The sequence below is a fragment of the Streptomyces sp. NPDC005483 genome (genome assembly GCF_040606035.1).
Lineage (GTDB): Bacteria > Actinomycetota > Actinomycetes > Streptomycetales > Streptomycetaceae > Streptomyces.
Genome location: NZ_JBEXEA010000004.1, coordinates 321,690 through 342,956 on the forward strand (window position 1 = coordinate 321,690; position 21,267 = coordinate 342,956).

19 protein-coding genes and 1 pseudogene are annotated in these 21,267 nt (G+C 71.5%); 9 read left to right on the forward strand and 11 right to left on the reverse strand.

All coding sequences use genetic code 11. The annotated features are described in order from the left end of the window. Positions 1-17: 17 nt before the first annotated feature. The 4 genes from ABZT06_RS10450 to ABZT06_RS10465 form a co-directional block, all read right to left on the reverse strand. A complete protein-coding gene (locus ABZT06_RS10450) occupies positions 18-707 on the reverse strand; it encodes an ABC transporter ATP-binding protein (protein ID WP_355737837.1) in 690 nt (229 codons plus the stop codon). Between the two features lie 72 nt (positions 708-779). Next, a complete protein-coding gene (locus ABZT06_RS10455) occupies positions 780-2,252 on the reverse strand; it encodes an ABC transporter permease (protein WP_355737839.1) in 1,473 nt (490 codons plus the stop codon). Positions 2,253-2,596: 344 nt separating this feature from the next. Further along, complete coding sequence (locus ABZT06_RS10460; RefSeq protein ID WP_355737841.1) at positions 2,597-3,355, reverse strand: SDR family oxidoreductase; 759 nt, start codon at positions 3,353-3,355, stop codon at positions 2,597-2,599. Positions 3,356-3,376: 21 nt separating this feature from the next. Continuing rightward, a complete protein-coding gene (locus ABZT06_RS10465) occupies positions 3,377-4,405 on the reverse strand; it encodes a Gfo/Idh/MocA family oxidoreductase (RefSeq protein ID WP_355737844.1) in 1,029 nt (342 codons plus the stop codon). Positions 4,406-4,493: 88 nt separating this feature from the next. On the opposite strand from ABZT06_RS10465, the gene ABZT06_RS10470 reads away from it, so the two are divergent. The 5 genes from ABZT06_RS10470 (at position 4,494) to ABZT06_RS10490 (ending at position 10,214) form a co-directional block, all read left to right on the forward strand. After that, positions 4,494-5,789, forward strand: coding sequence for a multidrug effflux MFS transporter (locus ABZT06_RS10470; protein ID WP_355737847.1), 1,296 nt, complete (start codon positions 4,494-4,496; stop codon positions 5,787-5,789). Further along, complete coding sequence (locus ABZT06_RS10475; RefSeq protein WP_355737850.1) at positions 5,741-6,925, forward strand: serine hydrolase domain-containing protein; 1,185 nt, start codon at positions 5,741-5,743, stop codon at positions 6,923-6,925. The genes ABZT06_RS10470 and ABZT06_RS10475 overlap by 49 nt, the downstream gene beginning before the upstream one ends. A 783-nt stretch (positions 6,926-7,708) precedes the next feature. Further along, positions 7,709-8,692: a small ribosomal subunit Rsm22 family protein gene (locus ABZT06_RS10480; protein WP_355737852.1), complete on the forward strand. Its 984-nt coding sequence runs from the start codon at positions 7,709-7,711 to the stop codon at positions 8,690-8,692. 42 nt (positions 8,693-8,734) lie between these two features. Beyond that, on the forward strand, positions 8,735-9,352 hold the full coding sequence (locus tag ABZT06_RS10485) for a TetR/AcrR family transcriptional regulator (protein ID WP_355737855.1): 618 nt from the start codon (positions 8,735-8,737) through the stop codon (positions 9,350-9,352). Between the two features lie 124 nt (positions 9,353-9,476). Then, a complete protein-coding gene (locus tag ABZT06_RS10490) occupies positions 9,477-10,214 on the forward strand; it encodes a bifunctional DNA primase/polymerase (RefSeq protein ID WP_355737858.1) in 738 nt (245 codons plus the stop codon). 18 nt (positions 10,215-10,232) lie between these two features. Here ABZT06_RS10490 and ABZT06_RS10495 read toward each other — a convergent pair whose 3' ends face one another. Genes ABZT06_RS10495 through efeO form a run of 4 tightly spaced genes read right to left on the reverse strand, consistent with a single transcriptional unit; the run spans position 10,233 to position 14,470 of the window. Continuing rightward, on the reverse strand, positions 10,233-11,231 hold the full coding sequence (locus ABZT06_RS10495; protein WP_355737861.1) for a hypothetical protein: 999 nt from the start codon (positions 11,229-11,231) through the stop codon (positions 10,233-10,235). After that, complete coding sequence (gene efeU / locus ABZT06_RS10500; protein ID WP_355737863.1) at positions 11,191-12,063, reverse strand: iron uptake transporter permease EfeU; 873 nt, start codon at positions 12,061-12,063, stop codon at positions 11,191-11,193. Before efeU ends, ABZT06_RS10495 begins: the two co-directional genes overlap by 41 nt. Before the next feature lie 3 nt (positions 12,064-12,066). Next, positions 12,067-13,314, reverse strand: a complete 1,248-nt coding sequence (gene efeB / locus ABZT06_RS10505; protein ID WP_355737866.1) for an iron uptake transporter deferrochelatase/peroxidase subunit — start codon at positions 13,312-13,314, stop codon at positions 12,067-12,069. Positions 13,315-13,324: 10 nt separating this feature from the next. Beyond that, a complete protein-coding gene (efeO, locus tag ABZT06_RS10510) occupies positions 13,325-14,470 on the reverse strand; it encodes an iron uptake system protein EfeO (protein ID WP_355737868.1) in 1,146 nt (381 codons plus the stop codon). 211 nt (positions 14,471-14,681) lie between these two features. Here efeO and ABZT06_RS10515 point away from each other — a divergent pair, with 211 nt between their 5' ends. Continuing rightward, on the forward strand, positions 14,682-15,326 hold the full coding sequence (locus ABZT06_RS10515) for a PhzF family phenazine biosynthesis protein (protein ID WP_355737870.1): 645 nt from the start codon (positions 14,682-14,684) through the stop codon (positions 15,324-15,326). A 229-nt stretch (positions 15,327-15,555) separates the two neighbouring features. On the opposite strand, the gene map is transcribed toward ABZT06_RS10515, so the two are convergent. Continuing rightward, positions 15,556-16,413 (reverse strand): type I methionyl aminopeptidase, encoded by an 858-nt coding sequence (gene map, locus ABZT06_RS10520; protein ID WP_355737872.1) that lies wholly within the window; start codon positions 16,411-16,413, stop codon positions 15,556-15,558. A gap of 146 nt (positions 16,414-16,559) precedes the next feature. Here map and tnpB point away from each other — a divergent pair, with 146 nt between their 5' ends. Then, the gene (gene tnpB, locus ABZT06_RS10525) at positions 16,560-18,020 is read left to right on the forward strand and encodes an IS607 family element RNA-guided endonuclease TnpB (protein WP_355737874.1); all 1,461 of its coding nucleotides are present in this window, start codon (positions 16,560-16,562) and stop codon (positions 18,018-18,020) included. A gap of 94 nt (positions 18,021-18,114) precedes the next feature. Next, positions 18,115-18,345: a hypothetical protein gene (locus ABZT06_RS10530; protein ID WP_355737876.1), complete on the forward strand. Its 231-nt coding sequence runs from the start codon at positions 18,115-18,117 to the stop codon at positions 18,343-18,345. On the opposite strand, the pseudogene ABZT06_RS10535 reads toward ABZT06_RS10530, so the two are convergent. Beyond that, positions 18,346-19,669, reverse strand: a pseudogene (locus ABZT06_RS10535) (MFS transporter). It abuts the gene before it with no gap. 94 nt (positions 19,670-19,763) lie between these two features. After that, a complete protein-coding gene (locus tag ABZT06_RS10540; RefSeq protein WP_355737878.1) occupies positions 19,764-20,372 on the reverse strand; it encodes a hypothetical protein in 609 nt (202 codons plus the stop codon). A 185-nt stretch (positions 20,373-20,557) separates the two neighbouring features. Between ABZT06_RS10540 and npdG the strand changes: the two genes are divergently transcribed. Continuing rightward, the gene (gene npdG / locus ABZT06_RS10545) at positions 20,558-21,265 is read left to right on the forward strand and encodes an NADPH-dependent F420 reductase (protein ID WP_355737881.1); all 708 of its coding nucleotides are present in this window, start codon (positions 20,558-20,560) and stop codon (positions 21,263-21,265) included. Positions 21,266-21,267 lie beyond the last annotated feature (2 nt).

Sequence of the window (21,267 nt, forward strand, 5' to 3'; positions counted from 1 at the left end):
CCCGTCCCGGACGACGCCTATCCCTGAGCCAACGACTGCTCGGTCAGCGTGATCAGTCCCGCCTTGATGGTGGCAAGCCGAGGCGCCCGCCGCGCGATCGACGAGTCATGCGTGACCATGATGAACGTCAACCCGTACTCGTGCCACAGCCCTTCCAGCAACGCCATGATCTCGTCCCGCATCGACTCGTCGAGGTTGCCGGTCGGCTCGTCGGCGAGCAGCACCTTCGGCTTCTTGACCAACGCCCGCGCGATGGCCACCCGCTGCTGCTGCCCGCCGGAGAGTTCGGCCGGCGCGTGGGTGAGTCGCTCACCCAGCCCCACCGAGCGGAGCGCCTCGGCCGCCCGCTCACGCCGTTCCGCCGGCTTCACTCCCAGCGGGACCAGCGCCGTCTCCACGTTCTCCTGCGCCGTGAGCGTGGGGATGAGGTTGAACGACTGGAAGATGATGCCAATCTTCTCGGCCCGGAGCCGGGTCAGCTTCGCCTCGCTGATCTTCGCGAGGTCGACGCCGTCCAGCTCGACGCTGCCCTCGGTGGGGCGGTCCAGTCCGCCGATCATCTGCAGCAGCGTGGACTTGCCGCCGCCGGTGGGGCCCTGGATGACCAGCTGGTCGCCGTCCTCGATGGTGAGGTCGACGCCGCGCAGTGCCTCGACGGTCTCCTTGCCGCGCGTGTAGCGCTTGGTGACGCCGGTGAGTCTGTGCATGAGAACTCCGTAGAGAAGCCGTAGAGAAGAAAGCCGTAGAGAAGAAGGAGGGCAGGGGAGGGGAGGGGAGCGTCAGGACACGCTGCGCAGCGCGTCCGCCGGCCGCATCCGGGAGGCCCGCCACCCGCCCATCGCCCCGGCGATCAGCCCGCCGGTCACCGCGAGGCCCACGGCGAGCGCGATGGTGGTCATCGAGACCGGCGCGGACAGCGCGATCTCCATGGTGTTCTGGCCGGCCTGCTGACCGGGGCCGCCGCCACCGCCGGGCCCGCCCGCGCCGCCACCGCCGCCGGTGTTGCCGAGTTGCGCGGTCAGCTTGGGGCTGATCATGGTCACCGTGTACGCGGCCGCGAGGCCCAGGCCGATGCCGAGGACACCGCCGAGCAGGCCGTTCACGATCGATTCGCCGACGACCTGCCGGGTGACCCGGCGACTCGGCCAGCCGAGCGCCTTCAGGGTGCCGAACTCCCGCACCCGGCGCGAGACCGCCGAGGAGGTCAGCAGCGCGGCGACCAGGAAGGCGGCGACGAGCACGGCGATGGAGAGCCACTTGCCGACGCTGGTCGCGAGGTTGGAGGCGGTGGACAGGGAGCCGGAGACGGTCTCCGCGAGGTCGGCGGAGGTCGTGACGGTCGTACCGGAGATGTTCTTCTGGATCGCCGCCTTGACGGAGTCGATCTGCTGGGAGTCGGTCGCCTTGACGTAGATCGTGGTGACCTTGTTCTTGGCGTCGGCCAGCGTCTGGGCCTGCTTGAGCGGCAGGTAGACGTCGGTGGTGGACTCGCTGCTGTCGGGCGTCGCGATGCCGATGATCGTGTACTTGGTGCCGGAGATCTTCAGGGTCTTCCCGGCCTTGAGGGAGTTCTCCTTGGCGTACGACTTGCTGACGACCGCGACCTTCGCGTCGGTCTGCGCCGCGGTGAAGGTCTTGCCGGTGGTGATCTTCGAGCCCGCCAGCGGGCCGAGCGTCTGGTCGCTGACGTCGACGCCCGCGACCGAGTAGGAGTTCACGTCGAAGTCGGCGCCGCCGCCCTGGACCTTGGGCGCGGCGGTGCTGTTGCCGCCGGAGCCGCCGCCCGGACCGCCCTGGCCGCTGTTCCCGGTGTTTCCGCCGGAGCTCTGCGCCTTGCCCTGGGTGAAGGAGCCGTCGACCTTGGTGACGTTGAGGGTCAGCGCGCCCACCGCGCTCGCCACGCCCTTCTGCTGGGCGACCTTCGTGACCACGCCGGCCGCCAGGGCCTGACCGCCCTGGGTCATCACGCGGTCGGAGCTCTGTGTGTCGTCGCTGTCGTCGGAGTTCGCGTCGAACTGGAAGTTCGGTCTGCCCGAACTGCCGGACGTCGGGGCCGACCTGGTCTTGGTGACGGTCATGTCGGTGCCGAGGCCGTACAGCGACTTCAGGACCTTGTCCTGAGCCTGAGTCATACCGGCCGACACCGAGTTGACGGTGATGACCAGCGCGATACCGAGCGCCAGACCCAGAGCGATGACCAGAGCCGCCTTCTTGCGCCGGCCCAGCTCGCGCTTGAGATAGATGCCAAACATCCCGTTCCTCGAAGGTTCTTGGCGCCCGCTGTGGGCGCGTCCTCAAGGTAGGGACGAAGGATTGCGGGGCCGTGAGGAAGGGTTGTGCGTCGGCTGGGAAGGGATGTGCGCGAGCTGAGAATGTGCGCGGTGGCCGTCCACGGACCGGTGCGTACCTCGCGGTCCCACGCGAGATCCACCCCCATCCGGTCCATGGACGGCCGCCGCGCTCCCCCCTCGGATGGAGTCGACGGAACGCCTTCCCCCAAGTGTGAATCTCTTGTGGAGGGCGTGTGATGAGCATAAGCCGTCGATCGGCCACGAAGGGGGTGGAATCAGAAATTCCGCTTGTGGAAATCGACTTCTCAGCCGCGTCCCACATACGGCATCGCCGTCGCCAGTACGGTCGCGAACTGCACGTTCGCCTCCAGCGGCAGCTCCGCCATGTGCCGCACCGTGCGGGCCACGTCGGCCACGTCCATCACAGGTTCCGGCACGACCTCGCCGTTGGCCTGCAACGCCCCGGCCCCCATGCTCGCGGTCATGTCGGTCGCCGCGTTCCCGATGTCGATCTGCCCCACCGCGATGCCGTACGGCCGCCCGTCCAGCGACAACGACTTGGTGAGGCCGGTGAGGGCATGCTTGGTCGCGGTGTAGGCGACGGAGTGCGGCCGGGGCGTGTGCGCCGAGATCGACCCGTTGTTGATGATCCGGCCGCCCCGCGGATCCTGCTCCTTCATCTGGCGGTACGCCGCCTGCGCGCACAGGAACGCGCCGTTGAGGTTGGTGTCCACCACGTGCCGCCACGCCTCGTACGGCAGCTCCTCCACCGGCACCCCGCCGGGCCCGAAGGTCCCCGCGTTGTTGAACAGCAGGTCCACCCGCCCGAACCGCTCCACGGCGGCGGCGAACAGCGCGGCCACCTCGTCGGGGCGCGAGACGTCCGTCCGTACGTCGAGAGCGGCCCCCTCGGGCACGAGGGCCGCCGTCTCCTCCAGCGTCTCGGTCCGCCGCCCCGCCAGCGTCACCGACCAGCCCGTCCGCAGCAGTTCCACGGCGACCGCGCGCCCGATCCCGGAGCCCGCGCCGGTCACCACGGCGCTCTTCACGTTCTTGGTGTCCATGGCCCCGCAGCGTAGGTGGTCTCAGACCGACGCCGGCGTGACGGCCTCCCCGGCCGGCTCTCCCGGGTAGCGGACGCCGATCCGCTCCCGTACCGCGTCCAGCGTCCGCATCACCGCGAGCGTGCCCTCCAGCGGCACCAGTGAGGACTGCGTCTCACCGGCCCGCAGCGCCCGCATGACCTCGCGGGCCTCGTGCTTGAGGCTGTTGCGGGGCCCGTCGGCCGGGTCGGCGACGAACTCCTCCGGGTCGCGCCCGTCGCGGTGCAGGACGAAACGGTCCGGGTGGAAGAAGCCGTTCGGGATGTCGATCCGGCCCAGCGAGCCGGTGACCGAGGCGATCGTGGCCGTACCGCCGGTCAGCGAGCAGTGCAGGGACGCGAGCGCACCACTGTCCCAGGAGAGCAGCGCGCCCGTCTGGAGGTCGACGCCCTCCTCGGAGAGCACCGCCTTCGCCGTGACGTCCGAGGGCTCCCCGAGCAGCAGCTGCGCGAACGACACCGGGTACACCCCGAGGTCGAGCAGCGCGCCCCCGCCCTGCGCCGGATCCCGCAGCCGGTGCGAGGGCGGGAAGGGGCCCGCGAGCCCGAAGTCGGCCTGCACGGTACGCACCTCGCCGATCGCACCGTCGTCGACGAGGGTCTTGAGCCGCCGGACCAGCGGGTTGCAGTACATCCACATGGCCTCCATGAGGAAGCGCCCGTGCTCCTTCGCGAGAGCGACCAGCTCCTCGGCCTCCCGCGTGTTCAGCGTGAACGCCTTCTCGCACAGGACATTGCGTCCGGCGGTCAGGCACAGCCCGGCGGCCGCGCGATGCGCCGCGTGCGGGGTGGCGACGTACACGACATCGATGTCCGCGTCCTCGGCGAGGGCGCCCCAGTCGCCGTACGCCCGCTCGATCCCGAACCGTTCCGCGAACGCCTTCGCCGAGGTCTCGGACCGGGAGGCCACCGCGACCACCTCCGCGTCCGGCAGATCCACCAGGTCCGCGGTGAACGCCGCCGCGATCCCGCCCGTCGCCAGAATCCCCCAGCGCACCCTCTGCTCCGTCATTCCCGGCTCCACCCTCGCTCACCTGACCCTCGCCACCCTGTACGAGCTGAGAGCATAGGTGGCGGATCACTGGAAGAGGGAGGGGCACATGCCCGAGCAGGGGGCACCGACACCGCACCTGAAGCAGCAGGCGGCCGCGGCCGGCGAACCGCCCACGGTCGCCGTACGCCGCACCGGCCTGCTCGTCACCCTGCTCCTCGGCGGCCTCACCGCCACGCCCCCGCTCGCGATGGACATGTACCTGCCGTCCCTGCCGGAGGTCACCGACTCCCTGCACGCGCCCGCCGCCACCGTCCAGCTCACCCTCACCGCCTGCCTGCTCGGCATGGCGCTCGGGCAACTGGTGGTCGGCCCGATGAGCGACCGCTGGGGCCGCAGGCGCCCGCTGCTCGCCGGTCTCCTCGTGTACGTCCTCGCCACCGCGCTGTGCGCCGTCGCGCCGACCGTGGAGTTCCTGGTCGGCTTCCGGCTGGCCCAGGGTCTCGCGGGCGCCGCGGGCATAGTGATCGCCCGGGCCGTGGTCCGGGACCTGTACGACGGGGTCGCGATGGCCCGGTTCTTCTCCACCCTCATGCTGATCGGCGGGGTCGCGCCGGTCGTGGCTCCGCTGATCGGCGGGCAGATCCTGCGGGTGACGGACTGGCGGGGCGTCTTCGTGGTCCTGACGGTCATCGGGGCGCTGCTCGCGGGCCTGGTGTGGGCGAGGCTGCCCGAGACGCTGCCCGCCACCGAGCGGCACACCGGCGGCGTCACCGACGCCCTGCACTCCATGCGCCGTCTTCTCGCCGACCTGCCCTTCACCGGCTACATGCTCACCGGCGGCTTCGCCTTCGCCGCACTGTTCGCCTACATCTCGGCGTCCCCATTCGTGGTCCAGGAGATCTACGGCGCCTCCCCGCAGACCTTCAGCCTGCTGTTCGGCGTGAACTCGGTGGGCCTTGTCGTGGTCGGGCAGATCAACGGCAAGGTGCTGGTGGGCCGGGTCGGCCTGGACCGGGTCCTCGGCGTGGGCCTGCTCACGGTGACGGCGGCGGCCGCGGCGCTGCTGCTGATGACGACCGGGGTCTTCGGCGAGGTGGGCCTGTTCCCCGTCGCCGCCGGCCTGTTCGTCCTGATGTCCGCGATGGGTGTCACCCTGCCCAACGCCCAGTCCCTCGCGCTCCTGCGCACCAAGCACTCCGCCGGTTCCGCGTCCGCCCTGCTCGGCACGTCCTCCTTCCTCATCGGCGCCGTCGCCTCCCCACTGGTAGGGATGGCCGGGGAGGACACGGCCGTCCCGATGGCGGTCGTCCAACTGGCGGCCGCACTGGTAGCGCTCCTGTGTTTCATGGCAATGTGCCGTCCTTGGAACAGGCGTGCGACTGTGGAGGGAGCAGAGAGCTGAGCGCACCGAGACTGCGCACCGACACTCCGGAACGGGCCGGGCTCGACCCCGGGGAACTCCGGCGGCTTGTCCGGGATTTCCGCATCCTCACCACCGGCGCACGCCCCTGGACCCCAGGCGCCGTCCTCGTCGCGGGGCGCGGCCCGGTGATCGCGGTGGAGGAGGCCTCGGGCTGGGCCGTCCGCTACTCGTCCTACGACCCCGAGGCCGACGCGGGTGTGGAGCTGCCACCGGAGGCACGCGTTCCCGCCCGGGTGGACACCCCCTTCGACCTGGCGTCGCTCACCAAACTGTTCACGGCCGTGGCGGCGGTGCAGCAGATCGAGCGCGGCACGCTGGGCATCGACGCGCGGGTCGGCGCGTACCTTCCGGACTTCACGGCGGCCGCGACGCACGGGATCACCGTCCGCGAACTGCTCACCCACACCTCGGGCCTGCGCCCCGAACTCCCGCTCCACGACTGCGACGACGACGAGGACCGCCTGAACCTCCTGCGCGCGGAGCCGCCCGTCGGGGTCCCCGGCACCTACACCTACTCCGACCTCAACCCGCTCCTCCTCCAGCACGTCCTGGAACGCATCACCGGCCGGTCCCTCGACGTCCTCGTCCACGAGGGCATCACCCGCCCCCTCGGCATGACGTCCACCCGCTTCGGCCCCTGCCCGGGGGCGGCGGCCACGGAGGACCAACGCAGACCGTGGGCCAAGGTGGACCGGGGGATGCTGCGGGGCGTGGTCCACGACGAGAACGCGTGGTCGCTGGGCGGGGTGGCGGGCCACGCGGGCCTCTTCTCGACCGCCCGCGACCTCGCGATCTTCTGCCGGGCCCTGCTGGCGGGCGGCGCGTACGGCCCCGCCCGCATCCTCGGCCCGGACTTCGTGGAACTCCTGCTGACGCCACCCGGGCTGGGGTTCGCCATCGACCAGAAGTGGTTCATGGGGGAGCTGGCGGGGCGGGGAGCGGCAGGCCACACGGGCTTCACGGGCACGTCACTGGTCCTGGACCCGGCGACAGACACATTCGTCGTCCTCCTGGCCAACACGGTCCACCCGAGGAGACGCCCACCGGACAACCGCCCCAGAGCGGAGATGGCGACACGGGTGGCGCGGGCGGTCAGGGGGACGGGGGCCTCTTAGCGGCGAGGGGGTCGAGGGGCTTGTCAGCCGCGGCGGGAGTGGGAATCCGCGAGGCTCACCGGACACGCGGGCGAGGGCGGGAAGGCGCGACCTCACCGGACAACCGGGCGAGGGCGCCATGGGTGACGCGGGCGGTCAGGGGGACGGGGGCCTCTTAGCCGCTACGGGGTGAGGGGCTTCCCAGCCGCGACGGGGGCGGAAATCCGCGACGCCCGCCCCGGCACCGGGAGGCGGGAATCCGCGACGCCCACCCACGCACGGCACGGGAACCCGCGAGGCCCACCGGACAGCGGGCGGGCAGGGGCTTGCCAGCCGCGGCGGGGGCAGGAACCTGCGACAACCCCCTCGCCCCGGGCGCGGGAATCCGCGAAGCCCACCCCTGCCCCGGGAGGCGGGAATCCGCGACGCCCACCGGACAGGGCGGAGATGGCGCCAGGGGGCTGCCAGCCGCGGCGGGGGCAGGAACCTGCGACAACCCCCTCGCCCCGGGCGCGGGAATCCGCGAAGCCCACCCCTGCCCCGGGGGCGGGAAGCGTCGAGGCCCACCGGACAGGAGGGCGAGGGCAGAGATGGCGACACGGGATTCCAAGCCGCGCCGGGAGGCGGAAACCCGTGACGCCCACCCCTCACCGGGCGCGGGAATCCGCAACGCCCACCGGACAGCCGGGCGAGGGCGGAGAGGGCGCCAGGGCCTTCCAAGCTGCACCGGGGGGCGGGAACCCCGCACCGTGCCCCGGAACCCGCGACGTCCACCCCCACCCCGGTCGCCCATAGAATCACCGGGTGACCGCCCCCGCCCCCCCGGCCGAGACCCTCCGTACCAGGCTCGCCGTCCTCCTCGACGGACTCCCGCCCAAGCAGGCCGCCCAGGCGGTGGACCGGCTGATCGCCAGCTACCGGGGGACCACGCCCACCGGCGCCCCCATCCTCCGCGACCGCGCGGACGTGGCCGCCTACGCCGCCTACCGCATGCCCGCCACCTTCGAGGCGGTCCACGCGGCGCTGGAGGCGTTCGCCGGGGCCGTCCCCGGCTGGGCCCCCGCCGACCACACCGACGTCGGCGGCGGCACCGGTGCCGCGACCTGGGCCGTCACCGCCACCTGGCCGGGCGACCGGGCGGTCACCGTCCTCGACTGGTCCGACCCCGCGCTCGCCCTCGGCCGAGAGATCGCCACCGCGAACCCGGCCCTGAGCGACGCCCACTGGCAGCGCGCCAGGATCGGCAAGGACCTCACTCTGCCCGCCACGGACCTGGTCACCGTCTCGTACGTCCTCAACGAACTCACCCCGGCCGACCGCACCGCCCTCGTGGACACCGCGGCGGCGTCGGCCCAGGCGGTCGTGATCGTCGAGGCCGGCACCCCCGCCGGGTACGCCCGCGTCATCGAGGCCCGCGACCGCCTGATCGCCGCCGGCTTCCGTATCGCCGCGCCCTGCCCGCACAGCGCCGCCTGCCCGATCGTCCCCGGCGAGGACTGGTGCCACTTCTCGGCGCGGGTCAGCCGCTCCTCCCTGCACCGCAAGGTCAAGGGCGGCTCGCTGCCGTACGAGGACGAGAAGTTCAGCTACGTCGCCGCCACCCGCCTCCCGGCCGACCCGGCACCCGCCCGGGTGATCCGCCGCCCCCAGATCCGCAAGGGCCAGGTCCTCCTCGACCTGTGCGAACCCGACGAGCGGCTGTCCCGGCGCACGGTCACCAAGCGCCACGGCGAGCTGTACCGGGCGGCGCGGGACGCGGCCTGGGGCGACCCCTGGCCGCCGCCGTAGCACACGAGACGCGCCGTCTCACCGCCCTGCTACCGTCGCCCCATGGTCAAACAGCCCGCCCCCGACACCACCCGCCGCAGCGAGCGGTCCCGCCGCGCCATCTACGACGCCGCCCTCGACCTCGTGGCCGAGGTCGGCTACCCGAAGACCACGATCGAGGGCATCGCCGCCCGCGCCGGTGTCGGCAAGCAGACGATCTACCGCTGGTGGTCGTCGAAGGCGCAGGTGCTGATGGAGGCGTTCCTCGACCTGAGCGAGCAGGCGGCACGCGAGGCCGGTCCCGAGGAGGCGTACGCCATCCCGGACACCGGTGACCTCGCCGCCGACCTCAAGGCCGTACTGCGGCTCACCGTCGACCAGCTCAAGGACCCCCGCTTCGAGGCCCCCTCCCGCGCCCTGGCGGCCGAGGGCGTCGTCAACGAGGAGGTCGGCCGCGCCTTCGTGACCAAGCTCCTCGAACCCTCGCTCCAGCTGTACGTCGACCGGGTGTGCGCCGCCCAGCGGGCCGGCCAGGTGCGCCCCGAGATCGACCCGCGCATCGCCCTCGAACTCTGGGTCTCCCCCCTCGCCCAGCGCTGGCTCCAGTACACCGGCCCGATCAGCTACGACTACACCGACACCCTCGTCGACTACGCCCTCCACGGCATCGCACCCCGCTGAGCCGTACACGGTCAACGGGCATTGCTGCCCCCAACCCCTCATATCCGCTCAGGGCCCCCCGGAGCAGAGGAAGGTGGGACCATAGGGCATGCTGTTTTGCACGACAGCGAGGCGAGGGTGGTAGATGAGCGAGGAGTCGGGAGGCCGGACCGGCCTGCAGGGCAAACTCTCCCAGTGGCTGCGCGGACGCCGGCCGAAGGAGGCCGCCGCCGGGGACGACGGCGGTCGTGAGGCCCTGCTGCTGGCCGCCGCCTCAGCGGGACTCCCGCTCGCGCCCGCCGCGCATCCCGCTCCCGGATACCGCTGTTCCTGTGACCGGGTCGGCTGTCCGACGCCCGCCCGGCACCCCGTGTCCTTCGCCTGGCAGACCCAGTCGACCACCGACCGCGCGCAGATCGAGCGCTGGGCCCGGCACCAGCCGCAGGCCAACTTCATCACCGCGACCGGCATGGTCCACGACGTCCTCGACGTACCCCTGGAAGCCGGCCGGGAGGCCCTGGAGCGGCTCCTGGACGCCGGCGTCGACGTGGGCCCGGTCGCCGAGAGCGACGACGGGCGGCTCCTCTTCTTCACCCTCACCCGCGGTACCCCCGAGGACGAGGACGAGTGGTGGCCGTGCGAACTGGACTGCCACCCCGAGACGGCGGACGAACACCCCGGCCTGCGCTGGCACTGCCGCGGCTCCTACGTCCTCGTACCGCCCGCCCGGCTGCCCGGCGACCAGACCGTGCACTGGGTCCGCGGCCTCGAACACCCGCTGCCCGACCCGCTGACCCTCCTGGAAGTCCTCACCGACGCCTGCGCCCGCCACGTGGGCGAGGAGCCGGACCACGCGGACGCGGCCTGGCCCCTGCGCCGGTAGCGCCCGGACTCCGGGCCGCTACGAACCCTTCGCGGACGTCAGCCCCTGGATCCGGCCGAGCACGGTGACCTGCCGGCCACCCGAGCCCTTCGGCGGGTCGAGGGCCACCGAGTTGGAGACGATCTCCATCGTCAGGGACTGCTTGATCTCGCCGGTCGTCAGGGCCCGCACGTCGTCGGTGGTGGGGATCGAGGTGCCCGGGGCGGCCGTCTGCTTCGAGTAGAGGTGCGTGGCGAAGAACACCAGCGCCCCGCCGTCCGACGTCCGCAGGGCCAGCGGCGCGTAGTCGCCGCTCGTCATCGGTTCGTCGATGTACTGGGTGACCAGACCCGGCCGCTTGGCGTCCTTCGCCCGCGCCGCCCGCCAGGCGCTGGTGTACGCGCCGTCGGCGAAGGCGTCGCTGCCGCTCTTGAGGTAGGTCGCGTACCCCGGTCCCAGGTCGCCGGGCGGGAGGGCCAGTTCGGCCGAGTTCGCCGGCACCGCCTCGGCCCAGCCGTCCGCGTCCTTCTTGAACTCCGGCACCTTGCCCTCGGCGACCAGCGTCAGATACGCCACCTGGAACGGCTCGTCCAGCCCGTCGCGGGTGAACACGAGCAGCCAGCGCGCGGTGCCGCCCTTGTTGCCGGCCGCGTCGGCGACGAACCAGCGCGGCCAGCCCGCCTTCTTCGGGATGGTGTACGTCACGTCGGACAGCTTCAGCGGTGTGTGCGTGGCGTTGCCGCTCGGGCTGTTGGCCTTGCCGGCCTTCAGCCGCGCCGCGTCGATGGCCCCGAGCGCGCCGGTGACATGGGCCGCGTCGAGCGAGCTGTCGTAGGCCTTGTCCGCCGCGTTGTACGCGTTCGTGAACTGCTGGAGCGCCTTGGCGGCCTCCGCCTGGGTGGTCGCGGGAAGCACCTCCCGCTCGCCGTGCACCACCATGCATCCGCTCGCCGTCAACGACAAAGCGGTCACAGAGGCTGCTATCAGTGCGCTCCGGTCAAGCCTGCGGAGCCTTCGAGGGCCGCGATCCCTGCTCATCAGGTGCTTTCACCTTCCCCTTCCCGGAGGCGAACCCTACCGGGGCGAGGAACAGCACGAGCGTCGGGATCAAGTACAGCAGCCACACCGTGACCTGAAGCACCGTCGGGTCCGGCTGGAAGTTGAACACGCCCTTGAGGAGCGTGCCGTACCAGCTGTCCGGCGGGATGGTGTCACTGATGTCGAAGGCTCTGTCGCGCAGGCCGGGCAGCCAGTTCGCCTCCTGGAGGTCGTGGAAGCCGTACGCCAGCACACCCGCGGCCACGACGACCAGCATGCCGCCGGTCCAGGTGAAGAACTTGGCCAGGTTGATGCGCAGGGCACCGCGGTAGAACAGCCAGCCCAGGAAGACCGCCGTGGCGATGCCGAGGGCCGCGCCGATCAGCGGGCGCGGGGTGCCGTCGCCGGCCGCGTGCACCGACGCCCACACGAACAGGGCGGTCTCCAGGCCCTCCCGGCCGACCGCGAGGAACGCGGTGGCGACCAGGGCGGCGGTGCCCATCTGCAGGGCGGCGTCCAGCTTGCCGTGCAGCTCGGACTTCAGGTGCCGGGCGGTGCGCCGCATCCAGAAGACCATCCACGTCACCAGGCCGACCGCGATGACCGACAGGGAGCCGCCGAGCGCCTCCTGCGCCTCGAACGTCAGCTCCTGCGAGCCGAATTCGAGCGCGCTCCCGAAGCCGAGGGCGAGCGCCACCGCGACGCCGATGCCGATCCAGATCGGCCTCAGGGCGTCCCGGCGGCCCGTCTTGACCAGGTAGGCGATGAGGATGCAGACGACCAGGCTGGCTTCGAGACCCTCGCGCAGACCGATCAGGTAGTTGGAGAACACGGGTCAGGCCTCCTTGGAGAACAGCGTGCTGCCCCACCAGTCGTCCCGGTCACGGACGCCGGGCGGGACGGCGAAGACCGCCGAACCCACGTGCTGGATGTACTCGTTGAGCGCGTCGGTGGACAGATGCCGCTGGATGCGGATGAAGCCTTCGCGGACGTCCTTCATGTACGCCAGGAAGAACAGGCCCGCGTCCAGCCGGCCGAGGCCGTCCGTGCCGTCGGTGAAGGAGTAGCCGCGGCGCAGGATCGTCGCCCCGCCGTTGGAGTCGGGGTGCGCGAGCCGCACGTGCGCGTCGGGCTTCATCGCCGGCAGGAACGGCTTGTCGCGCTCCTTCGCCTTGCCGACCGGGGCGCCCTCGCCCTTGTCGCGGCCGAAGACGTCCTCCTGCTCCTGCAGGGAGGTGCGGTCCCAGGTCTCGATGTGCATGCGGATGCGGCGGGCGACGAGGTAGGAGCCGCCGGCCATCCAGTCGGCGTCCTTGCCGTCCGCCCACACGAACTTCTTCAGCCGGTCCGTCTCGGTGCCCGCGATGTTGCGGGTGCCGTCCTTGAAGCCCATCAGGTTGCGCGGGGTCTGCGCGTCGGGCGTGGTCGAGGACGTCTTGCCGAAGCCGAGCTGCGACCACCTGATGACGACCTTGCCGAAGCCGATCCGGGCGAGGTTGCGGATCGCGTGCACGGCGACCTGCGGGTCGTCCGCGCAGGCCTGGATGCACAGGTCGCCGCCGCTGCGGTTCTTGTCGAGGTTGTCCCCGGCGAACTGGGGGAGGTCGACGAGCGCCTCGGGCCGCCGGCCGGCCAGGTCGAACTTCTCGAACAGGGACGGGCCGAAGCCGATCGTCAGCGTCAGCCGCGACGGCTTGAGCCCGAGCGCCTCCCCGGTGTCGTCCGGCGGGGCCTCGGCGAGACCCCCGTACGCCCCCTCGCCGACCGCCTTGCCCGCGGTCATCCGGCGGGCGGCGGCCGTCCAGTCCTTGAGCATCTGGACGAACTCGGCACGGTCGTCGGTCGTCACGTCGAACGCGGCGAAGTGCAGCCGGTCCTGCACGGGCGTGGCGATACCGGCCTGGTGGGTGCCGTGGAACTCCACGGCGGCACCCGCGTCGGCGGCGGTCGGGGTGATGTCGTCCCCGGTGCGGGTCATCGCGACCGTGCCACCGGCCGCGGCGGCACCGAGCGCGAGCCCGGCCCCGCCCCAGCCGATGAGCGCGCGGCGCGAGGGAGCCGTGGTCTTCTCCGTGTCTGTCATGTCCCCCGCCTCAGGAGGACTTGGTGACGACGGCGGCGGCGAGCTTGGACAGCGGTTCCGCGAGCGCGTTCACACCGTCCGACAGCTGCTTGCGATCGGCGTCGCCGACCTTGTCGTACGAGGTGAAGTCGTAGGACGTCTTGTCGGCGCGGTACTTGTCCAGCAGCGCGTCGATCGCCGCGAACTGCTTGTCGAGCTCGGTGACCAGAGTGGCGTTGTTCTCCTTGGCGACCGGCTTCAGCAGCTCGTACGACTTCTCGGCGCCCTCGACGTTGGCCTTGAAGTCGACGAGGTCGGTGTGCGAGTAGCGCTCCTCCTCGCCGGTGACCTTGCCGGTGGCGACCTCGTCGAGGAGTTCCTTGGCGCCGTTGGCCATGGAGGTCGGGGTGATGTCCGCCTTGCCGACCCGGTTCTGCCAGTCGGTGAGGTCGGTGATCAGCTGGTCGGCCAGGGTCTTGTCCTCGGCGGTGATCTTCTTGTCCTGCCAGAGGGACTTCTCCAGGCGGTGCCAGCCGGTCCACTTCTGGCCGCCCTCCAGCCCGTCCTCGCGGACGTCGACCTTGGGGTCGATGTCACCGAAGGACTCCGCGACCGGCTCGGTGCGCTCCCAGCCGATGCGGGAGGGAGCGTAGGCCTTCTTGGCGGCCTCCAGATCCCCGGCCTTGACCGCGGCTGCGAAGGTCTTCGCCAGCGGCAGGGTCGCGTCGGCCTGCTCCTGCGCGTACTTGCGGTACGCGGCGACGGCCGCGTCGAGGCGCGGGTCGCGCTTGGCCGCGGTCCCGCCGGTGGCCTTGATCTCCTGGCGGATGCCGTCGCCCTTCATGCCGGGCTTGCAGGCGATCGTGTAGGCACCGGCCTTCACCTCGGCGGTGACCTTCTGCTTGGTGCCCGGGCCGATGTTCTCCCGCTCGGTGACGATCCGGTCGTCCGGGAACAGGACGTAGACCTCGGTGACCTTGGAGCCCTTGTTCTCGATCGCGAGTTCCACGTGGCCGGCCGGGAACTCCTTCTTGGAGACCTCGCACTTGCTGTCCGTGGCGGTCACGTCGATCACGCGGTCGCTGTCGCCGGAGCTTCCCTTCTCCGTGCACCCCGTGACGGCGGTCAAAGCCGCCACGGCGGTGGCGGTGACGACGGACAGTCTGGCGGCTCGCATGCGGGCTCCTGGTGCTGGCTGAAACATCACGTGACGGGCATCACAAAGTAAGTGAGGCTAGCCTAACTTATCTGAGGCTAACCTGAGTGATACCGCGGGATGGCTCAAAACAGACACCAAGGGAAGGTCAAAGGAAGGTCAAAGGTTCCGCGCCGGGGGCGTGCGCCCTCACCCGTCCCGGGGTGCCCGCCGCGGATGTTTCAATTCCCCCGTGACTGACTACGACGTGCTGCGCGTCTTCTGCGCGGCGAACGGCGGCTACGGCAACGAGCTGGGCGTCGTCCGTGAGGGCTCCGTGCTGCCGGACCGGGACGAGCGGCAGGCTCTCGCCGCGAAGCTCGGGTTCAGCGAGACCGTGTTCGTCGACGATCCCGAGCGGGGCGTCATCGACATCTACACGCCCTCCGTGCGGCTGGCGTTCGCCGGGTACCCGTGCGTCGGCGCCGCCTGGTTGCTCGACGTCCCCGAGCTCGTCACGCCCGCCGGGATCGTCGGCACGCGGCTCGACGGGGAGTTCAGCTGGATCGAGGCGCGGGCCGAGTGGGCGGCGCCACGGACGTTCCGGCAGTACGGCACCGCCGCCGAGGTGGACGACCTCGCCGTCCCGCCTGCGGGGGAGTGGATCTACGCCTGGGCCTGGGAGGACGAGGCCGCCGGACGGGTCCGGGCCCGCGGCTTCCCCGGCCGGGGCGACGGTGTCGAGGAGGACGAGGCCACCGGCGCGGCGGCCCTCCAGCTCACCGACGCGCTGGGGCGGGCCCTGAACATCGTCCAGGGCGCCGGCTCCCAGATCCTCACGGCTCCCCAGCCGGGCGGCTGGGTCGAGGTGGGCGGACGGGTCCTCCTGGAGCGGTGAGGCTCACGCCGACAGGGGGATCTCCTCGAGACGTGGAACGCGAAGACGTAGAAGCGGACGCCGTCGCCCGCCGACCGGACAGGACCGCGCGCAGGCGCGCACCCGGCAGATGAGCCAGGTCCCGCGCAAGTGCCCCGGCCGGAACAGCTCCGGCCGGATGAACGCGCCCGCCACCGGGTCCCCCGCCGGCTGCTCCGCCCCGGGCGACCATCAAGGCGTCCAGGACTCACTACGGCAGCGTCAGGATCTCCGCCCCCGTCTCCGTCACCACCAGCGTGTGCTCGAACTGGGCCGTCCGCTTGCGGTCCTTCGTCACGACCGTCCAGCCGTCGTCCCACATGTCGTACTCGTGCGTCCCGAGCGTCAGCATCGGCTCGATCGTGAACGTCATGCCGGGCTGGATGACCGTCGTCGCGTGCGGGCTGTCGTAGTGCGGGACGATCAGGCCGCTGTGGAAGGACGAGTTGATGCCGTGGCCCGTGAAGTCGCGGACGACTCCGTAGCCGAAGCGCTTGGCGTACGACTCGATCACGCGGCCGATGATGTTGATCTGACGGCCCGGCTTGACCGCCTTGATCGCGCGCTCCAGGGACTCCCGGGTGCGCTCCACCAGCAGGCGGCTCTCCTCGTCGACGTCACCCACCAGGTACGTCGCGTTGTTGTCGCCGTGCACCCCGCCGATGTACGCCGTCACGTCGAGGTTGATGATGTCGCCGTCCCGGAGCACGGTGGAGTCCGGAATGCCGTGGCAGATCACCTCGTTGAGGCTGGTGCACAGGGACTTCGGGAAACCCCGGTAACCGAGCGTCGACGGGTAGGCGCCGTGGTCGCACATGTACTCGTGCGCCACCTTGTCCAGTGCGTCGGTGGTCACGCCGGGGGCGATCAGCTTCGCGGCCTCCGCCATCGCCCGGGCCGCGATACGGCCGGCGATCCGCATCGCCTCGACGGTCTCCGGGGTCTGCACCTCCGGACCCGTGTACGGCGTCGGCGCGGGCTTGCCGACGTACTCGGGGCGACGGATGTTTCCGGGCACGGAACGGGTGGGGGACAGTTCCCCGGGCACGAGCAGCGACTGGCCAGACATGCGGACGAGTCTATCCAGCGGCGGAGGGGCCGGCCGCTGGGCTCTGTCCCGCTGAGATGGGAACAGCAATTCCCTGATCGAATGGGTGACCTTGTTCTGGGGTGCTCGTTGGGTAGATGAGGGATCTTCGAGCGGGGGGCTGTCGCATGGGCGGGACGTTTCGGCTGCGGCCCGGCTGCGTGGTGCAGGGCTACAGGTTCGCGTTCGATCCGAATGCTGCGCAGGAGCAGGGTCTGCGTTCCCACTGCGGTGCGGCTCGCGCCGCATACAACTGGGCCGTGTCGTGGGTGACCGCTTCGTGGTGGCAGCGCAGGGCCGAAGCCTCGTACGGCATCGATGAGGACGGGCTGACACCGTGGCGCTCGTGGTCGCTGCCTGTTCTGCGCAAGGAGTTCAACCGGATCAAGACCACCGATCCGACGTTCGCGGACTGGTGGCAGGAGAACTCCAAGGAGGCCTACAACACCGGCCTGGCGAACGCGGCAGCAGCCTTCGACAACTACGCCAAGTCCAGGCAGGGCCGACGCAAGGGGGGCCGGGTGGGTGTCCCGCGCCGGAAGGTCAAGCGGAAGGCCCGCCTGGCCTGCCGGTTCACCACCGGCACGATCCGCGTCGAGCCCGGCGGTCGACACGTCACCCTGCCCAGGCTGGGCACGATCCGCACACACGAACCGACGGCAAAGTTGCTGGCTCGCCTGCGAACCCGAGGGACGCGCGTCTTGTCGGTGACTGTGCGGCACGAGCGTGGACGCTGGTTCGTCTCCTTCCAGGTCGAGACTGCCCGGGACATCACCCGCGTCGCAAGGCCTGACACCGCCGTAGGGATCGACGTCGGTGTCAAGCACCTAGCGGTCCTGGCGGACAGTGACGGCGAGATCCGCTACGAGCCCAACCCGCGGCACCTGGACGGGATGCTGAAGCTCCTGAAGTTCCATTCACGCCGCGTGACCCGTAGGCAGGGCCCCGACCACAGGACCGACCAGAAGCCCTCGAAACGGTGGGAGAAGGCCAACCGCGAGCGCAACAGGCTCCACCATCGGGTGGCCGACCTGCGCACCGACGCGTTGCACAAACTCACCACCCGGATCAGGGCCGAATACGGCACCGTGGTCGTCGAGGACCTCAACGTCGCCGGCCTGCTCCGCAACGGGCGCCTCGCCCGCCAGGTGGCCGATGCCGGGTTCGGGGAGATTCGCCGCCAGCTCACCTATAAGGGCCGGCGCAACGCCTGCCGCACGATCGTGGCCAACCGCTGGTACCCCTCCTCCAAGACCTGCTCGAACTGCGGCGCGGTGAAAGCCAAACTGCCGCTGCACGTCCGAGTCTTCACCTGCGACGCCTGTGGCCCGGTCCTGGACCGGGACGAGAACGCGGCCCGCAACCTGGTCGCTCTCGCGGCCTGCCCCGCTGGTACCGGAGTGGCCGGAGACCAGGACACGCCACGCGTGTCGAAGCCCCGTGGAGCCGACCGCAAGACCCGCCGCCAACGCCCCGACCAGGACACTGGCCGAGGCGGGCGGGCAGGTGGCGCAAGCCTGCCGCACCCGCGACAGAAGGAAACGGGAGACCGTAGTCAGGACGCCGCAGCGCACTCCGCGCTGCGATGACACCGTCACGGACCTTCCAGACGGAAACGCCTGGAATGCTCAGATCACTGAGATTTGGGTAACGGGAACATGCTGTTGGCGAGAGGAGCAGGTCATGGCCTTGTTCAAGAAGCGCACGGTCGGTAAGCCCGGCGAGTGGTACTACTGCCTGGAGCACAAGAAGGTCGAGGAAGGGCCCGAGTGCCCGGCCAAGGACCGCTTCGGGCCCTACGCGAGCCGCGCGGAGGCCCAGCACGCGATGGAGACGGCCCGCGAGCGCAACCTCGAGTGGGAGAACGACCCCAAGTGGCACGACGCCCCGGCGGGGGGCCGCGACGACGACTGATCACACCGCGGCTGCGGCTCGCTGTTCCCGCACCTGTGCCGCGTGCTCGTCCGTGCGGGCGTCGTAGGACATCAGTTTCGGCAGGCACAGGGCCAGCAGGCCCACCGCCCCCGCGCACAGCACCCCGCCCGACCAGACCGACGTCCGCACGCCCCACCACGCGGCGAAACCACCGCTGCGGACCTGGCCGACGGTCGGGCCCACCGAGTACGACAGCAGTTCGATCCCGGCGAGCCGTCCGCGCAGCTCGTCCGGGATCGTCTGGTTCCACATGATCCCCCGGAAGATCCCGCTGACCATGTCGCAGCCGCCGGCCACGGTCAGGAACAGCAGCACCAGCCACACGTCGTCCATGACCCCGGCCGCCACGATCGCCAGGCCCCACAGGGCGGCCGACAGCACCACCATCCGCCCGTGCCGGTGGACCCGCGTGGTCCAGCCGCTGACCAGGCTCACCAGCAGGGCGCCGAGCGGGATGCTCGCGTACTCCCCCACTGCTCTAAGGCGTGGGGGGACCCCCATGGCTCAGCGACCACTGCGCGTCCAGTTCGTCCGCGAGGAACGGCAGCAGGGCCAGCGGCATCGCCAGGAACATCGCCGCTAGGTCGACGGCGTAGGTGCCGAGCAGTTCCTTGCGGCTCCAGGCGTACCGCGCGCCCTCCGCGATGGCCTTCAGGGAGGGCTTCGCCGCCATGGGGGTCCCCCCGCTCGAGCGAAGCCGAGAGTGGGGGAGGGAGGCGGGGGCCGCCGCGATCCCCACGATCAGGGCGACCGAGACGACGAACGTCAGCAGGTCCGCACCGTACGCCCAGCCGAGGCCCGCGTAGGCCACCACCACGCCCGCCAGCGCCGGGCCCGCGACCCCGCCGACCGTCCAGCGGAAGGAGTTCAGCGAGCCCGCCGCCGGGAGGTGTTCGTGGGCCACGATCCGGGGCCACAGGGAGTCGAGCGCCGGGCGCTGTACCGAGACCAGGGCGGAGGACACGGCGGCGACGACGTACAGCGGCCAGACGGCGGGGCGCGGGAGCAGCGCGTTGAGCAGCAGGGCCGCGCTCAGCAGGCCCTGCCCGGCCTCGGTCCACACGATCAGCTTCCGCTTGTCCCAGGCGTCCGCGAGCGCGCCGCCGTACAGGCCGAAGACCAGGAGGGGTATCAGCTCCACGGCCCCGATCGCGCCCACCGCCGCCGCCGACCCCGTCAGGCCCTTCAGCTGCACCGGCAGTGCCACGAAGGTCAGGAAGCTGCCGAAGTTCGAGATCAGCCCCGAGTACCACAGCCGCCGGAAGTCCCGGGAGGTCCGCCAGGGGGCGAGGTCGGGGAGCATCGCGCGCAGGCCGGAAGGGGGTTGGGGGGCGTCGTCGGTCACGACCCGTCATGGTCCGGGGATGCCTGCCGGTCCGGCAACTGCTTTTCGCGGGCTACCAGCGGGCCGGAGGCGGCGCCGTCAGCTGGTCGGCCAGTCTCGACAACCGGTCCCGGAACCGCCGCCGGCCCCTGGGCGCGGGGACGGCGTTCTCCCCGGCCGCCGCGCTCACCAGGTGCTGCACGGTGTCCAGATCGAGGTCCGTGCCCTCCGGCACGGCCAGCGACTCGTGGGCCATCGCGGCGAGTTCGCCCTCGCCGGGGCCGAGGGAGAGGACCGTCGCGCCGGCCCGCCGGGCGTCGTGGACCTGCTCCAGAAGCGGGGCACCCGGCCGGTCCGGGGACGGGGACACCACCAGCAGGGTCTCGCCGCGCCGGGCCGCCGCGAGCCGCCCCGGCCCCACCGACAGGTGCGGGGGGTCGGAGGGGCGCGCGTCGTGGCGTACGAGAGTGGGGGCCAGCTCCGGCATGCCCGACCACGCGGCCTCGTCGACCAGATGGGCCGCCAGATGCCACGGCTCGTACTCCGGCGTGCCGACCAGGAGCAGTCCACCGCCGTGCGAGACCACCGAGCCGCGCAGCACGCCCGCGAAGCGCCGCGTGGCTCCCAACCACTCGGTCCCGGCGAGCACTTCGCGCAGCAGCGCGACCCGTACGGCGTCCATGGCGTCGCATCCTGCCGCAAGCGCACGTCCGTCACCCGCGGTTCACCCCGGATTCGCCCGAACCGGGCAGGGCCGGGCTCCCCCGGGTGACCGGGACTTCGGCGCCCGCGCGCTTCCGGGCGGGTGTCCGTGACGCGGCTCACCCGATCGGCCGGGGCGGCTGGGGCGGACGTAAAGTCGGGCCCATGACCTCTACCGACAGTGCTGCACAGAAGGCTCCCGCCAAGGACCCCTGGGACCTTCCCGACGTCTCCGGGCTCGTCGTCGGCGTGCTCGGCGGGACCGGGCCGCAGGGCAAGGGCCTCGCCTACCGGCTGGCCCGCGCCGGACAGAAGGTGATCATCGGCTCGCGTGCCGCCGACCGCGCCCAGGCCGCCGCGGACGAACTCGGGCACGGGGTCGAGGGCGCCGACAACGCCGAGACCGCGCGCCGCAGCGACATCGTGATCGTCGCCGTGCCCTGGGACGGCCACGGCAAGACGCTGGAGTCGCTGCGCGAGGAGCTCGTCGGCAAGCTGGTCGTCGACTGCGTCAACCCGCTCGGCTTCGACAAGAAGGGCGCCTACGCGCTGAAGCCGGAGGAGGGCAGCGCGGCCGAACAGGCGGCGGCCCTGCTCCCGGAGTCGCGGGTCGCCGCCGCCTTCCACCATCTGTCGGCCGTGCTGCTCCAGGACCCGCAGGTCGAGGAGATCGACACCGACGTCATGGTGCTCGGCGAGGAGCGGGCCGACGTGGAGATCGTGCAGGCGCTGGCCGGCCGGATCCCCGGCATGCGCGGCATCTTCGCGGGCCGGCTGCGCAACGCCCACCAGGTGGAGTCGCTGGTCGCCAACCTGATCTCGGTCAACCGGCGGTACAAGGCGCACGCGGGGCTGCGGGTCACGGACGTGTGAGC